General features: G+C 54.4%; 17 protein-coding genes and 1 tRNA gene. 11 read left to right on the plus strand and 7 right to left on the minus strand.

The features are described from left to right. Positions 1-9 precede the first annotated feature (9 nt). From D6851_RS02620 to D6851_RS18160, 7 genes are read left to right on the plus strand one after another with little or no spacing between them, the layout of a single operon-like run. Complete coding sequence (locus D6851_RS02620; RefSeq protein WP_120323289.1) at positions 10-396, plus strand: hypothetical protein; 387 nt, start codon at positions 10-12, stop codon at positions 394-396. A 40-nt stretch (positions 397-436) separates the two neighbouring features. Then, the gene (locus tag D6851_RS02625; protein WP_120323290.1) at positions 437-3,469 is read left to right on the plus strand and encodes an SGNH/GDSL hydrolase family protein; all 3,033 of its coding nucleotides are present in this window, start codon (positions 437-439) and stop codon (positions 3,467-3,469) included. Further along, the gene (locus D6851_RS02630) at positions 3,462-3,830 is read left to right on the plus strand and encodes a hypothetical protein (RefSeq protein WP_147395411.1); all 369 of its coding nucleotides are present in this window, start codon (positions 3,462-3,464) and stop codon (positions 3,828-3,830) included. Before D6851_RS02625 ends, D6851_RS02630 begins: the two co-directional genes overlap by 8 nt. Beyond that, a complete protein-coding gene (locus D6851_RS02635; protein WP_238473900.1) occupies positions 3,827-4,435 on the plus strand; it encodes a lysozyme in 609 nt (202 codons plus the stop codon). Before D6851_RS02630 ends, D6851_RS02635 begins: the two co-directional genes overlap by 4 nt. Then, complete coding sequence (locus D6851_RS02640) at positions 4,432-4,665, plus strand: hypothetical protein (RefSeq protein ID WP_120323292.1); 234 nt, start codon at positions 4,432-4,434, stop codon at positions 4,663-4,665. Before D6851_RS02635 ends, D6851_RS02640 begins: the two co-directional genes overlap by 4 nt. Further along, the gene (locus D6851_RS02645) at positions 4,662-5,009 is read left to right on the plus strand and encodes a hypothetical protein (protein WP_120323293.1); all 348 of its coding nucleotides are present in this window, start codon (positions 4,662-4,664) and stop codon (positions 5,007-5,009) included. The genes D6851_RS02640 and D6851_RS02645 overlap by 4 nt, the downstream gene beginning before the upstream one ends. Then, entirely contained in the window at positions 5,002-5,133 is a 132-nt protein-coding gene (locus D6851_RS18160) for a hypothetical protein (RefSeq protein ID WP_274379035.1), read from the plus strand. Before D6851_RS02645 ends, D6851_RS18160 begins: the two co-directional genes overlap by 8 nt. A gap of 216 nt (positions 5,134-5,349) precedes the next feature. Here the strand turns inward: D6851_RS18160 and D6851_RS02650 are convergent, their stop codons facing one another. Both D6851_RS02650 and D6851_RS02655 read right to left on the minus strand, forming a co-directional pair. Continuing rightward, the gene (locus D6851_RS02650) at positions 5,350-5,667 is read right to left on the minus strand and encodes a helix-turn-helix domain-containing protein (RefSeq protein WP_120323294.1); all 318 of its coding nucleotides are present in this window, start codon (positions 5,665-5,667) and stop codon (positions 5,350-5,352) included. A gap of 43 nt (positions 5,668-5,710) precedes the next feature. Further along, positions 5,711-5,890 carry a hypothetical protein gene (locus D6851_RS02655; protein ID WP_120323295.1) on the minus strand — a complete coding sequence of 60 codons (180 nt, stop codon included), beginning with the start codon at positions 5,888-5,890 and terminating at the stop codon, positions 5,711-5,713. Between the two features lie 166 nt (positions 5,891-6,056). On the opposite strand from D6851_RS02655, the gene D6851_RS02660 reads away from it, so the two are divergent. Continuing rightward, positions 6,057-6,962 (plus strand): IS1595 family transposase, encoded by a 906-nt coding sequence (locus tag D6851_RS02660; RefSeq protein WP_120323296.1) that lies wholly within the window; start codon positions 6,057-6,059, stop codon positions 6,960-6,962. Positions 6,963-7,042: 80 nt separating this feature from the next. Here D6851_RS02660 and D6851_RS02665 read toward each other — a convergent pair whose 3' ends face one another. Beyond that, complete coding sequence (locus tag D6851_RS02665) at positions 7,043-7,558, minus strand: hypothetical protein (protein WP_120323297.1); 516 nt, start codon at positions 7,556-7,558, stop codon at positions 7,043-7,045. Positions 7,559-7,563: 5 nt separating this feature from the next. Then, complete coding sequence (locus D6851_RS02670) at positions 7,564-8,679, minus strand: hypothetical protein (RefSeq protein WP_120323298.1); 1,116 nt, start codon at positions 8,677-8,679, stop codon at positions 7,564-7,566. Positions 8,680-9,182: 503 nt separating this feature from the next. Here D6851_RS02670 and D6851_RS02675 point away from each other — a divergent pair. Further along, entirely contained in the window at positions 9,183-10,007 is an 825-nt protein-coding gene (locus tag D6851_RS02675) for a DNA adenine methylase (RefSeq protein WP_120323299.1), read from the plus strand. Between the two features lie 22 nt (positions 10,008-10,029). Here D6851_RS02675 and D6851_RS02680 read toward each other — a convergent pair whose 3' ends face one another. From D6851_RS02680 to D6851_RS02690, 3 genes are all read right to left on the minus strand, one after another. After that, on the minus strand, positions 10,030-10,521 hold the full coding sequence (locus tag D6851_RS02680) for a hypothetical protein (RefSeq protein WP_120323300.1): 492 nt from the start codon (positions 10,519-10,521) through the stop codon (positions 10,030-10,032). A 170-nt stretch (positions 10,522-10,691) separates the two neighbouring features. After that, positions 10,692-11,981, minus strand: a complete 1,290-nt coding sequence (locus tag D6851_RS02685) for a tyrosine-type recombinase/integrase (RefSeq protein ID WP_238473901.1) — start codon at positions 11,979-11,981, stop codon at positions 10,692-10,694. Between the two features lie 155 nt (positions 11,982-12,136). After that, positions 12,137-12,226, minus strand: a tRNA-Ser gene (locus D6851_RS02690). Positions 12,227-12,406: 180 nt separating this feature from the next. Here D6851_RS02690 and D6851_RS02695 point away from each other — a divergent pair. Continuing rightward, positions 12,407-13,441: a lytic murein transglycosylase gene (locus D6851_RS02695; protein ID WP_120323302.1), complete on the plus strand. Its 1,035-nt coding sequence runs from the start codon at positions 12,407-12,409 to the stop codon at positions 13,439-13,441. Positions 13,442-13,571: 130 nt separating this feature from the next. Beyond that, positions 13,572-14,501, plus strand: coding sequence for an SPOR domain-containing protein (locus tag D6851_RS02700; RefSeq protein WP_183029951.1), 930 nt, complete (start codon positions 13,572-13,574; stop codon positions 14,499-14,501). The last annotated feature ends 25 nt before the right edge of the window (positions 14,502-14,526 follow it).

Here is a 14,526-nt window from a genome sequence, read left to right on the forward strand (position 1 = left end):
AGGAACCCCATGGCCAGCCAATGGGACGAATGGCTGCAGCGCCTGCGCGCTGCGGGCAAGGGAGGCGTGTCTTTACCGCCTGCCTTTCGCGGCGATGTCTATTCGACGCCGGTAACGATTGCCGGCGACTGGACGGGCGCCAGCCTGCGCGGCGATGTGAGCGCATCGCCCGATGCCGCAGCGCCGCTGGTGAGCTTCACGGTTTCGGAGCCGGTTTTCGATCAGGGCTATACGATTTTCACACTTTTTCTAACCGGCACCCAGACCGGCGATCTTCCGGCGGATTCCGACCTGACCGGGGCAGAGGATTTTCCTTTCACACTCTGGCTTACGCCGGATGGCGAGGCGGAAGAGGTGTTTTTCGGCGGATTACTACCACTCATGGGGAAGGCTTGAACATGGCAGGTGAATTGCAGGCTCTGGGGAAGGCTTGAACATGGCAGGTGAATTGCAGGCTCTGGTAGGCGGCCAGTATGTCGAAGTGCGGCTTGGTGAGAGCACGGCAGAGGCGAAGCGGCAGGCTGATGCGGCCCGCGCCGCAGCCGAGCAAGCGGAGGCAGCGCGTGACGAAGCCGAAGATATTATCGAAAGCGTTGTGGCAGATACGTCCACGTTTGCCTTAGTCACTGATGTGATTTCGGAAACCGGTTATTTTTATAACACTGTCGGCTCAAAAATTGCCCATCCGGACTATCAATATCGCAAAGCTAATATTTCTTCGACCGATACGATTCGATATTCGACTTTTACGCGGGGCATTTCTGCTGCTGCCGTAACATTCTTGGATGTTGATGAAAATGTGATTTCGATATTCGAAATTGGCAGTGGGGCCGAGTCTTATAGCTCAGGAATTTTACCCGCTCCGGATGGTACAGATAGTGTTGCTATCAATGGTATAGCCGGTAAATCATGCGTGCTTGAAATTCAGGTAACAGCCAATCTCCCCGATTTTATAACAAAAATAGATTACGATGTAGAGAATTTGCGGGAATGGTACGCTCCTGATGCACAATCTGTAGAGAATGGTTATTACAGCAATAATAACGGCCAGTTTATTAGTAATTCATCTTACGGAGGCATTAGGTTTGCGGTTAAGCCCGGCGATACGATAAAGGTGAGTGGAAGCACCAGTGGCGAAGAAACAAATCTTATTACATTATTTGATATCAATGGAGACTATTTGTTGTCGGTGCCGGAAACCGTAGGCACTGGATCTAACTTTATCTATAACAATTACAAATATAAAATTCCAGAATTTTGTTATGAAGCAGCCATAATAAGCCGCGTCAATGTAGCGCCATCGCAGGCAGTAATATTTGGTGTTAATCCTGATCTGCTTGAGAAAATATATAACGCATTTGATGCAGTACTCAATTGGTCTGGACAATCATCTGTATTCGACAGCGGTAATTTTTACGGTAGCGATGGCGTTTATCGTGCGAATAGTAGTATGGCCAACAGGGTGTACGAAATACCCGCTGGCACAACTAAATTAAGATGCGTCACCACAACGAGGGGAAGTGTGCAGCCGATGGCTGCGTACTACCTAGATGATCCAGACTTTGGAGCTGGCGAAGCTACATTTTTGTCAGCGGTGAATGTCAACGGTACGAATGATGCTTATCAATGGACGTACGACACGTCTGAAACTGAAGTACCTGGGACCGCAAAGTTTGTCGTCATTAATGGGCTTAAAGATGAGGCCATCGAGGCCGAATTTTTGCGTCCTAGCACAGAGCTGGTTCCCAAATCGGACTTTGCCGAATTATCGAACACGCATTTTTTGAATATGCAAAATTCAGAGAACAAGTTGCTCATCATCGGCGATAGCACATCGATGATGACCTACTATCTCAAAGGGCAGGGCTGGCTCCAACGGGCGCAGGCTGAAACGGATTTTGTGATCTATAATTATGCAGTATCGGGCGATAATGCAGCCGACCAACTTGAAGACCTGCGTAACAAAGCATCCAAATACGGTTCCATCGCAGCGAGCGACGTGGGTTCCACCCTTGCTTTAATTATTCTCGGCATAAATGACCGCAATGATTACGAGGAAGCAGTTTTTACGCAGAATATGATTGCGCTGTGCGAAACGCTGAAAGCGATGGGCATCCAGCCAATTATAAGCACACCATGGTTTAACGGCTACTCTGCCGACGGGTCTGAACGGCGCGAAACACCAGCACATCTCTATAAACAAATTGCGGAGAGCACGGGGGCGTATTTCGTAGATATATACGCAAATGTTAGGCGGATGCTGGACCCTGTCACAATTCGCAATGCAGTTGATGATCTTGATGAACGCTTTTTTTATCGAGGACATTGTGGAACTCGCACAGGTTCCATGATGACTGCACCTGTGGTTGAATTTCTGAACACACTGCAAAAACCCAAAACCGGGCTGAAATTCTATCGGGCGCGATCCGCCTTGAGTATAACGAATGCAGAAGATTTGAGATTCAATACTGATGTTCAGCGCGATCAATTGTTTTCCGAACTACTCGTTGGTGGTCGCTATATTGCTGATGCAGATGCAGGCTATTATGACGATCTCACGCCGGAAGAAGACTGGTCTACGCAAGAGGTGTTGGGGGAATATGATCTCTTGCAAAGCGGCGGAAGTGTCCAAATGGGAGACTGGTCGCTAATCGAGATAGTTGTCGATTGCATGGTGTCTGAGTGCAGCAGCATTTCCGTTGACCTCGGGGTTTCCGGGCTGTCTGCATATATCTGTGATGTCCAAAGTGGCACATATCCTCCCACCAGTGAGCCACAAGGTGAGATGGTTGCCGCTACGGTTGCGGGCAACGAAATTTCTGTTTCCGGTGATATTCTAAAGACATGCGGCAACCTTGATACGCTTTATGTCTGGGTAAATAAAACCGGCGGATTTTCTCTACAAAATCCGGAAATAACATGGGTCAGCGCGAAACGCGGCAAGCCTTACATGTATCGTAACAGGGTTTTACCGCGAGCGCGGGGAACGGAGATTTTGACCCAAACGGACGGCGGCACTGCTACCGGATGGACATCCTCTGGCACGCCTTATGTTGGACTGTCAGATGTAACACATCTCGCCTTCGGCAGCACGGGTGTTACTCGGGTCACCGATACGGCATCAATTTCGCAATCCTTCACCTATTTAACTGATGGTTACGAAGATCAGCATGCCATCCTCAGCATCGTTGCTGCGTGGGCTCCGGCACCATTCGTGCAAGGTGTCGACATATTCCCTGAAGACAGCGCGATTACATTAGATAGCTGGCCCAAAAGCTTCTTGCGTCTAACCGTGACATTGGATGCCATCGAAACGGTGCGCATGGTGCCGGTTGCTGCTTACAGCACCGAAATACGCGTCCCAATCGAGCTGCCTGTCTTGGTTACAGAGGGCGAAATAAAGCTAGAAGGCGTCGATAGCACCGGAATTGAAGTTGCCCGTGTCAGCCTGCGTTATGCCCATGCCTGAGATATTCACCCCGACATCAGACGATCAGATGGGCCGCCTCGCGCTGATCGAGGCGATCCGGGCTAATACGGATGCGGTCAATCGCCTGTCACGCCACAGCGAAATGCAGGACCGCAAGTTCGAGGAAATCACCACGGCACTGGCGCGGATCGATACGCGTCTTGCGCTTTTGGAGCGCGACGATCTGCGCAGCGATGTTGAGGATTTGCAGAGCCGTATCAAGCCGCTCGAAGATGACCGGCAACAGCGCAAAGGTGCGATGGGCCTGCTCGAATGGTGGTTCAAAAACTGGCCGGCCGTCGTCGGCTTTGTCGGCATGATTATGGTGGTTTTGATTGCCACCGGGAAGGTGGATGTATGAATGATCCGCGTAAAGTAATGTTCGATTGTGCGCGTGCCGCAGGTGGCGGAAGGCTCGACAAGCGCGATGTGGCCATGATCCATGCCGCCCTCGATTGTGCCGGGGTGCCCCGCGCTCCGGAAGTTGAGGCGCGGCGCATCGGGCCGAAAGGCATCGCACTGATTAAGCAATTCGAAGGCTGCGAGAAGAAGCGGCCGGATGGAAAGCTGGAAGCCTATCCCGATCCCGCCACCGGCGGCGATCCCTGGACGATCGGATGGGGTGCGACAGGGCCGGGCATCGGGCCGGGCATCGGGCCGGGCACTGTCTGGACACAGGCGCAGGCCGATGCCCGGTTAGAGAGTGACCTGGTCAAATATGCCAATGATGTGAGCAAGGCGCTGGGCGACGCAGATACAACTCAGGCTCAGTTCGATGCGCTGGTGAGTTTTCACTATAATACGGGGGCCATTGCCCGCGCCACGCTGACTAAAAAGCATAAGGCCGGTGATTATGCGGGCGCAGCGGCCGAGTTCGGCAAGTGGATCAATGCGGGCAGCCGGGTGATGCAGGGTCTTGTTCGCCGCCGTGAAGCAGAGGCCGATTTGTATCGGAGCGGATCGTGAAGGGCTGGGCACTCGATAAGCTGCGCGCGCGGGCGATTGCCGGTGGCGGTGTGTTTCTGCTCTCGCAGGAAATCCTTTTGATGATTTTCTTCAAGCCGGAGCTGGCGGAAAGCGATCTGTTCAAGACCATTGCGCAGGCCATCGTGGTGCAGGGGCTGATCGGTCTCGCCATGGCGTTTTATTTCACGGCCAAGGAGCGGGATCATCCGCATCGTGAAGGGGATGAATGATGGGTGCATTTCTTACAGCAAGTGGTCTGCTGGGCCTGAAGAACTGGATCTGGATTGCGATTGTCGCGGCCCTGATCGCTACCGCGTTCGTCATCGTAGCGATCGCGGATAATGCGCTCGATGGCGCTCACGCCACAGGCGTTACCCAAGGAGCTACACAGCAGCGCGAAGGCGATTTGCGCGAAACACTTGAACGAACAGAGCGAGGTAATGATGCGCGTGAGAAAGTGGAACGGGAAGCCGCTCGCGGTAGCGGCAATGCTCTTTATGACCAGTGCCTGCGCAGCAACCGCGGAGCGGCCGAAAACTGTCTCAGATTTTTGCCTGAACGCGAAGGTGATTAGGCCGAATGTTGCCCCGACATCGAGCGTGGATGATCCGGGCAATCTCTATGACAGCGATGCAACTGTAATGCAGGTGTTTTCGCATAATGCGGTTTACGATCGGCTTTGCGCGCCGGTGGGTTAAAGCCAGTCCGGAGCCAGCGCCGAAAGTGGCGGCGCCGAAGGTGCTGACAGACCCCGTGCGCTGCCCAAGCTGGATGGAGTGCTAGTCCCACCCGAGGATGTAAGGATATGCACCGAAAACACAGTCCGGCTTATCGCTGCGCAGGACTGGGCCGAGGGACTGAGCGATATTACTCAGCCTTAACATACATCAACTTCCATTTTTCAGCCAATAATGTTATTGAGGAATAGGCGCGTTATCATCCCAGTGGCCGCCTAGGATAAAGTCGGCTAATCCCAAAAGAGCAACGTCGCTGTCCCATTTGGCTGATATTTCTTTAGGCTCGCCAGCGTCTTCCCACAATTCGCGGATGGTTTCAGCTCGCTCGATAATTAGATCCTCACGCTGTCGCAGATCATCCCACGCGCCTTCCGGGACTGGCCGCCGCCCTGTGGCCCATGAATTAATTGTGTCGATACGGACACCGTGGAGTTTAGCGGCCTCTGACCGAGATAGTCCGAGGCGGGAAAGGCAGGCGGAGTAAAGAGTCTTCATTCGCAAAACTTCCCGGTTCTAACTATTGGATCAATTGGTGACATCAGATTGAGAACGCGTGCGGTGCACCAGTCTTTGTATGCAGGCCGCGAACTTCAAAATGCAAATCATCCTCATCAGCTTCTTCGAGAAGCCCGGCAGCGTATAGCTCAGGAAGGAAGTCAGCTTTCAGAACTGGGGCAATCTCAGAAATGATGGCAGCTATTTTTTCGTTGTAAGTCATTTTAAGGTCTCCTTACCTATCGCGGTTGGCCATTCCATCCGCTCTTGATGCAATCACTATGTACAAGTTTATTGTACTTGTCAACTGCTATCTGCAATTTCTGTGACGCAAATTGTGGGGGTTTATCCCCTTGCCATACGTAACGAGATATGGCATACAATGAGGCATGACAACGAAGCCTCTCACCACCGCGCAGTTCTTTCGCAAGTTTCCTAACGACGAAACCTGCCTTCAGCATCTGTTCGACGTTCGCTTTGGCGAAGGCTTCACCTGCCCCAAGTGCGAGCGGCCTTCGAAGTGGTTTCGCATCAAGGCGGAACGCGCCTATTCGTGCCAGTGGTGCGGCCATCACCTGCACCCGACCGTGGGCACCCCGTTCGAAAAGACCCGCACTCCGCTGCAACTCTGGTTCTATGCAATCCACCTGTTCACGACCACGCGCCACGGCGTCAGCGGCAAGGAATTGCAGCGCCAGCTTGGCGTGACCTACAAAACCGCATGGCGCATGGCTTCGCTGATAGGCGAACACATGGCGGACGTTGACGGTGATCGCCCCATCGGCGGCCCCGGCACAGATGTCGAAATTGACGAAACGCTCATGGGCGGCGTCAAGAAGGGCAAGCACAATCGTGGTAGTGCCGCTAAGACGGTTGTAGTGGGCGCTCTGGAGCGCGGCGGCGATGTGGTGGCCCAAGTGGTGCCGAACCAGCGCCGCGCTACTCTGGAGCCGTTCGTGACTGCTAACGTCAAGATCGGCGGCAACGTCCACACCGACGAACTGCGCAGCTACGCGAACCTTGCCGATGCCGGTTACCGCCACGCTCGCGTGAACCATGGCGCGGAAGAGTATGCCTATTACGATTACCGCCTAGCGGAGACTGTGACGGTCAACGGGATCGAGAATTTCTGGCGGCACCTCAAGTGCTCGATCAGCGGCACCCACACCAGCGTGAGCGCCAAGCACCTGAACCGTTACGTAAAGGAATTCGAGTATCGCTTCAATCGTCGGAACCGTCCGGAGACGATGCTTCCGGAGCTTCTTTCGACTTTCCGGCCATTGAGCGAAGCGTAGCTTCGAAGGCCTCACGGTCGCCAATCTCGCCTTCGCGTTCGGCGATGAACTGAGTCAGATTCCCGCTCTCTAGAGCTTCTCTAAGAGTGACCATAAATCCGCTGCCGCGCTTCCGCGATCATCACCGTCCGATTCTCCATCAAAGTGAAACGGGCCTTTGATGTTTGTAGCGCAGCACTCCTGCCATCCGTATCGTCGACCATCAGTCGGAGGGTGGCTAACCCCTTCATGTACTCTGCCACATTGCCTTTCCCCATCAATGGAGCAAGGGCCTGTGTGGCGGCGACATGCGCAGCAATGGCCTGTCTAGCCTCTCGGCGGGCTTGAGCGACCTCTTGGCCATCAAGCACATTATCGGCGAGTTCAGTGATTGCGGCATCAACCTTCGCGCCTGTCGAATTGAAATCCTGCACCGCTACAAGATATTGCTGCTGAAGGGCCGCTTCATTGTTAAGTTTGGCCGTTGCGTAGTATGTGAAAACAGCGGCGAAAAAGCCGCCGACTAGAGCGGTCGCAAGACCGCCTGCAGCAAGCTTGATCCAATTGATCAACTGCGCACGGGTCACATGTGCAAAAGGTGGCGCGGCTGTAGTCATGATAGTTATTTGCGCGCTTTCGGCACGGTTTTCAAGCTTGCTGCTGTCGTCACCTTGGCATCCTTTCCCGCTCGGGCGCACAAATCGCTCGCTTGATCGAGGCGAGCCTCGCCTAAAGCTACAGCCATATCGTTAATGCATTCCTCTATGGCAGTTCCCGCCGCATTCGAGCCGACCCCTACAGTCTTGAGTTCCACCGTTACACCGTTGTCCACGACAGTTTTGCTGTCACAACCCGATAGGGCAAACATTCCCACGAGGGCCAAGGCGAAGCCGCCCGGAGATTTCAGGACGTATGCCCCCGGCGAATTCACGTTAATCGTGAGGTCTGCAGCTTGATCGTCCGGAACCTGAGATAGACCCATCTCGTAGAACGAGGCAGGCAGCGCCCCACCACCTCCCAATCGAGATTGAAGATAGTCAAATCCGTTGAGCCAGGCGGATAGCACCGCACTATCCTCTGAGGTAAAGCGCGCCTTGCCTGTATGGAACTCGGCGACGAAATTGCCGCGGTAGACGAAATTTCGATAGGCGAGACGGTACACCTCTTCGTGCAAACTCCGCCCAATCTGGAAGACAGCGGTTTGAGTGTGCAACGCCTTGATCATTTCGCCGCTGAAGAAGCGTTTGGACTGAGCAGCTTTCCACTTCACACGTCGCCCAATGTAGGTGAATTCACCATCTTCTCCGTCCTGAGCCACAATGGTCTTGGTGTCCCAAGGCTCGTCGAGCAACTCACCAATCAAAACGTCTTTTGCATACCCCTCTACAGGAACGACGACCAAATCGCCCTTCTGCGCCTCTCCTAGCAACGCTTTCAGAAATCCAAGTCGAGTTCGGTCAGTCCGATTAATGGCTTTTGATCCCTTCGGATCATTCCCGCGAGCCCGACTTTTCAATTCCCGATCCCATCTATCGGTTGCGATCGCCTTTGCTATTGCCTGATCGGACCATGTATTCGGATGCCCGTCCAAATGGTCCAAGCCGCGCACATCCAAAAAAATCGCATTGGACCGCTTCACCTCTTTGTAGAAGCGGTATGTCTTTCCCGGCGAAACTTTGAAAATGCGATGATCGTCGGGCAAAACATAGGCATCCAATGACACGACTGGCTTAGGCATTTGATCCCCCTCGGTGATGCGGGAGGATTAAGGCTGTGTCTTCAGGGAGTCAATTCACGTATGCGAAGGGGATACACCCCAAATTGTGACATCATTGTGCCGCACTGTGCCTCAGGTTGCCGCTCTGTTCCGTTTTCGATTGACGCCCAGGCCTGCTGAAACTATCGGAAATCTCGCATTTCCTAATGCGCGCCCGTAGCTCAGCAGGATAGAGCACCAGATTCCTAATCTGGTGCACCGCACCGCTAATGGAGTAAATTTGCGCTGGCCTAATGCCTTTCACAAATGTGTCCGCCAGTTGGCAGTCGCAAGAAGGATGGCTTACGTCAGGCCATCATCATCCTTGAACATTCAAAAACAGATCATCCGCCCAGAGAGGCGGGGGATCAGGGCGCGCCAACGCCCCAATACCGACGAAGATGCGTCGTCATGTCCCAATCAGGCCCCAATTGGGTCCATCCCGCCTGCCGACTCGGCGTGTGAACAAATAGGGAACAAATGCGATGCTGTCGAATCCACAGCCACACTTTCAAGCCGTTTCACCTTGCCGCCCACCGGCGGCTTACATTGGAGGGAAGCGCAATCTCGCCAAGCGCCTATGTAGTTTGATCGAGAACACGCCGCACAAAGCCTATGCTGAGGTATTTGTAGGGATGGGAGGCATATTCTTCCGGCGGAGATCACGCCCGACGGTGGAGGTGATCAACGATTGGAGCGAAGATGTTTCTACGCTCTTTCGCGTTCTGCAGCGGCATTACGTTGCCTTCATGGATATGCTGCGTTTCCAGATCACTAGCAGAACTGGATTTGAAAAGTTAATTGCGCTCGATCCGGCTGGCTTAACCGATCTCGAGCGATCGGCCCGGTTCCTGTATCTGCAGCGGACTGCTTTTGGCGGAAAGGTGAGAGGCCGTAACTTCGGTGTGTCACCGGAAAATGCGGCTCGCTTCGATGTCATGAAATTAGGGCCGATGCTGGAAGACGTGCATGAACGACTGGCATCGGTAACGGTGGAGCGGTTGCCCTGGAGTGAATTTATCGACCGGTATGATCGTGCCGGCACTCTCTTTTATCTCGACCCTCCGTATTTCGGGAATGAAGGCGATTATGGAGCAGGGATGTTCGCCCGTGATCAGTTCGAGTGCATGGCCGAGCAACTCAAGGGAATTAAAGGACAATTCTTCCTGTCGCTGAATGATCATCCAGAAGTGCGTCGTATTTTCTCCGGATTTCGGTTTCGCGAAGAAGATGTGCGCTGGACGGTTGGCGGCAATTCAAATGCAAAGGTGGCGAAGGAAGTCATTATATCGAACACAGGTTCCGGTTGATCCCGGAGAGGCATAACGATCTTCAGGAGTTGATGTGTGCGGCCATTTTCCAGTGTCGTATCGACGAACTGAACGAGGTGCTGCGGATGTACTCCTTGTGCGTATCGGCAGGGTAGGGGTCATTGCCCAGCAGATGCCAGAACTTATCGGCTTGCCAGCTTAAGGCGATCCCACAACTGACCAGCCAGCCCAAGGCCAACCGGTGCGCGTCTGTTCGTTCGATAGGAGATGCGCTGGCTTTCTCCGCAGCATCCTCGAGCACAGAAATTGCTGAGTACGTCAGCACACTTCGGGGCGGCAGAGGGGCTCTATTCGCTCTTTTGGGATCTGGCCGATATGTTGGATGGTGCTGACGTTCAGCTATAGCGCGTGCAAAAACGAGAGCCGACTGGGCATGACGCATTGTCCACGGCTTGTATTCACCTTCTTCATAATCTCCGCCCCGCCTCAACCAAGCGATGATCGCTGCGACCTCATCGACAAATTCAACTGTTTGAAACGACTCATCTGCCATGAGTCGTTTGTTCTTCTAATGTTCTGTTTTCGTCAACTGGATTCTGCCGGTTGAGGGCAGCTGATGAAGTTTACGCATAACAGTTAAGTATTGGAAATATGAGGGTTTTTGGGAAAGAGTTTACAAGAAAATGGCTATAAATCAGCGAGAAGGCAGGAATCATAATCTGATTACCTCCGAGCCACCGTCAACAGCTCTGCTGCAGGACGCGCTCCTTCCATCAGCATATCGGCCCACTTATTAGCGAGCTGCCTGCGGCGCGGCATGAACTGGGCACGGTTGTAAGCGGCCTCCACTTTTTCCTTCGGCAGGTGGGCAAGCATCAGATCAATCACGGCTCGGTCATCGGCCCGGCCATGCTCCTTTGCCCACTCATTCATAATGGTCGAAAATGCAGCGCGCCACCCATGTGGCACGTGCCGGCCGTGCCATCCAACACGGTTATAGAGATAGCCGATAGCATTCTCTGACAGCGGCTTGTGAGCATGGCGCTGGCTAGGAAATGTGAGGGCACCGCGCCCGGTCAGCCTGTGGACGGCCCTGATCGTCTCGACTGCGGTCGGGGCGAGGGGCACAAGGTGATCGAACTCCCCTTCATCTTTGCGGGTAAGGGCCAGCTTCATCCGCTCGGCCGGGATGGTCCACAGAGCTTCAGGCGCTTCCTCATCTCCTTCCATGTCGAAACCTGAGAACTCCGACCATTGCGCGCCACGAATGACGCCAGGACGAACGGCGGTAAGTGCCAATAAGCGCGAGGCCAGCAGGGTGACGGGATAAGCGCCGCTGCCTTCGCTTTTTCTGAGCAGTTCTTGCAGCTCACTGAGATCGGTCACAGCAGCTTGCCGCCTGCTTTTTGGTTTTGGTTTAAGCGCGCTGATAACTGCTTCGGCTGGATTGTCGCGCACGATACCCAATGACTGTGCGTAGAAGAATACCCCGGATAATCGTTGGCGTACCCTCTTTGCGGTCTCGATTGCGCCGCGACGCTCAATCTTTCGCAAAACCTCTATCAAGAGGGCCTGATCAAGATCCGCGATCGGCAAGCTACCGACATGCGAGAAGACGTCGCGTTCAAGGCTATGGATGACGTCATTTGAATGGACGGGCGTCCAGCGCCCTTTGTTCAGTTCAAACCATTCGCGAGAGACGCGCTCCACACTATAGCCAGAGCTTTGGGCCACAGAGAGCGCGCGGCGCTTCTTTTCAAGCGATGGGTCAACTCCGTCACGAACTAACTTGCGGGCCTGATCGCGCTTCTCTCTTGCTTCGGCCAACGACACTTCCGGGTAAGGCCCGAACGAGAGGAGCTTTTCCTTTCCTGCGAACCGGTAGCGCATCCTCCAAAGCTTCGATCCGTTCGGTCTGACCAAAACAAACAGGCCTTTACCATCGGTGATCTTATAATCACTCGCCTTGGCCGCTGCCTTGCGCACACGTGTGTCAGATAGGTTTTCAGCCACGATACCCTCAAATCTCGAATCGATACCCCGAAATATACTCGCAGGTACCCGCATTGAGTGGCACGGCATTGCACACGATGACAATAGCGGGGTAGCGCGAATCGCGCTCTATTGGCGCTTTATGGCTTCGGCTGGCGTGTTGTGGCGTGGTGAGATGGCGGACAGGGTGGGATTCGAACCCACGGTGGGCTTGCACCCACGCCGGTTTTCAAGACCGGTGCATTCAACCACTCTGCCACCTGTCCGCTTCGGAAAAGCCCGCTAACGCCTTATGCACGGTTTGTCACGTCAAACCGTTGCAGAAACTCTTCGAGATCCGTTGTGCCGAGCGTTCTGACCCGAAAATGCCCCCGTTCCCACAGCTTTTGCGCAAATCGGAAGGATCGGGAATTCACAAGGATGTTCTGGCGTGCAAGGGTAATGCTATGCAGATTTCCAGTTTTCTTTCCCGGACCTTCCTTGCCATGAGTGCAGCACTTGGCCTGTCCACTGCTTCATGCGCGCAGGAACCGGCGGATATGTCGTTCGATTCTTATGTCCAGTCTCTCAAGGCAAAAGCGCGTGCGGAAGGCGTCAGCGATACGACTATTCGGCGCATGACTGACGGGCTTTCGATCAATCAGCGGGTGCTGGCGCTGGATACGGACAATGTTTCCTCTCCGTCGGGCGGAGGCTTCCCCTCTATGGCAAACTATATTGCCAGACATAATACAGCTTCACGGATTGCGGGAGGCAGGCGCAAATATGCGCAGATCCAGCCTCTCGCACAGCAGGTGGAGCAGCGTTATGGCGTTCCGGCCGAGATCTTGATTGCCATTTGGGGGCATGAAACCGCTTACGGCGCGGTGAAGGGCAGTTTCGATCTTTCTCAGGCGCTTGCAACGCTCGCCTGGCATGGCCGCCGTCGGACTCTGTTTGAACAGGAATTCCTCGATCTTCTGAAAATTGCCGATACCGGTATACCCCGGTCCACTTTAGTGGGGAGCTGGGCGGGCGCTTTCGGCAATTCCCAGTTTCTGCCGAGCATCTATCTGCGTCTGGCAGTGGATGGCGATGGTGACGGCACTCGGGATATCTGGAACAGCGATGCCGATACACTCTATTCGATAGCCAATTACTTTCATGACGCCGGGTGGCGGCGCGGGCAGCCCTGGGCAGTACGCGCCTATACGCCGAACAGTGTAGACCGCATGGCCATTACCACGAAAATGGATTCCCCGGTCTGCGAACGTGTCCATGGCCGCCACAGCCGCTGGCTGACAGTGGCCGAATGGAAGAAGCTGGGCGTGACGCCGCAGCAGCCGCTGGCTGACGACGTTATGGCGAGCCTGTTCGAACCCGATGGACCGGCGGCACCGAGCTATCTCTTAACTCAGAATTATAGAGTGATCCTCGAATATAACTGCTCGAACTATTACGCGATGAGTGTGGGGTTATTGGCAGATGAAATTGCGAAATAATGGCCGTTGCAGGCACCTGATAGGGTTTACGGCGGCTATCGCATTAACAGGATGTGCTCACAGCGGAACAGGCAGCCAGCCTGTTTCGACGGCAGAGTCGGCCAGAACCGGGCCAGCTGCAGACTATCCGATGCTGATCGGAGAGCCCTATCAGATCAATGGTACAACTTATCGTCCTTCGGACGCTTTGAACTACGATCATGTGGGCTATGCGGCGCTGGATAGTGTCGGCGGCACGGCGATCAGCGCTGCACATCATACATTGCCTGTCCCAAGCTATGCGGAAGTAACCTCGCTGGATAGCGGGCGGACCATTCTCGTGCGGGTTGAGCGGCGCGGTCCTATGGAGGGTAACGATCTGATTGCCCTGTCAGCGGGGGCGTTCGATCAACTGGGGGCGCAACCCGGCGTTGCCGTTCGTGTTCGCCGGGTCAATCCGCCAGAAGATCAGCGTGCTTTGCTGCGTAGCGGCCAACAGGCGCCCCTCCGCATGGATACGCCGAAGTCCCTTATTGAAGTATTGCGTCGCCGCTTGCCGCAGAATGGCTCCGCATCGCTTCAGGCTTCGGTTGAAAAAACGCCTGCCGGCTCGCAACCCTCTCCATCCGAACAGAATGCGGTTGCACCGGAGCGATCTGCTTCAGTAGCAACCAACAAGAGCACGACTTCGGCAACAAATCCGCCGCCCCTTCCTCCAGTGGCGGAAAGGCGTGCCCATCCCGATCCTGCAGAGCCGGTCGGGTCTTCCAAGGAAGGCCGTCACTTTGCTGAAGCGTTTCCTGCTGAAAAATCCGAAACTGCGGCTCAAAACATCCCGGCACCGCGGCAGCCTGTACAGAAAGATGCGGGAGGGCATTTCATGGTTCAGGCCGCCACTTTTTCAACGCAGGAACGAGCGCAGAAAGCATCGGAACCATTACAGGCCCATGTCACACCTTCGGGTCGATACTACCTGATGCAAATGGGGCCGTTCAGATCGCGTGCAGAGGCGCAGGCATCTCTCGCCAAGGTCAAAGCCGCAGGGTATAGCGACGCTCGAATCTTTACTCTTAGCAAGTAAGACCGGGCTCCTGCGGTCCGGCTAT

Source organism: Altericroceibacterium spongiae (genome assembly GCF_003610805.1).
GTDB lineage: Bacteria > Pseudomonadota > Alphaproteobacteria > Sphingomonadales > Sphingomonadaceae > Altericroceibacterium > Altericroceibacterium spongiae.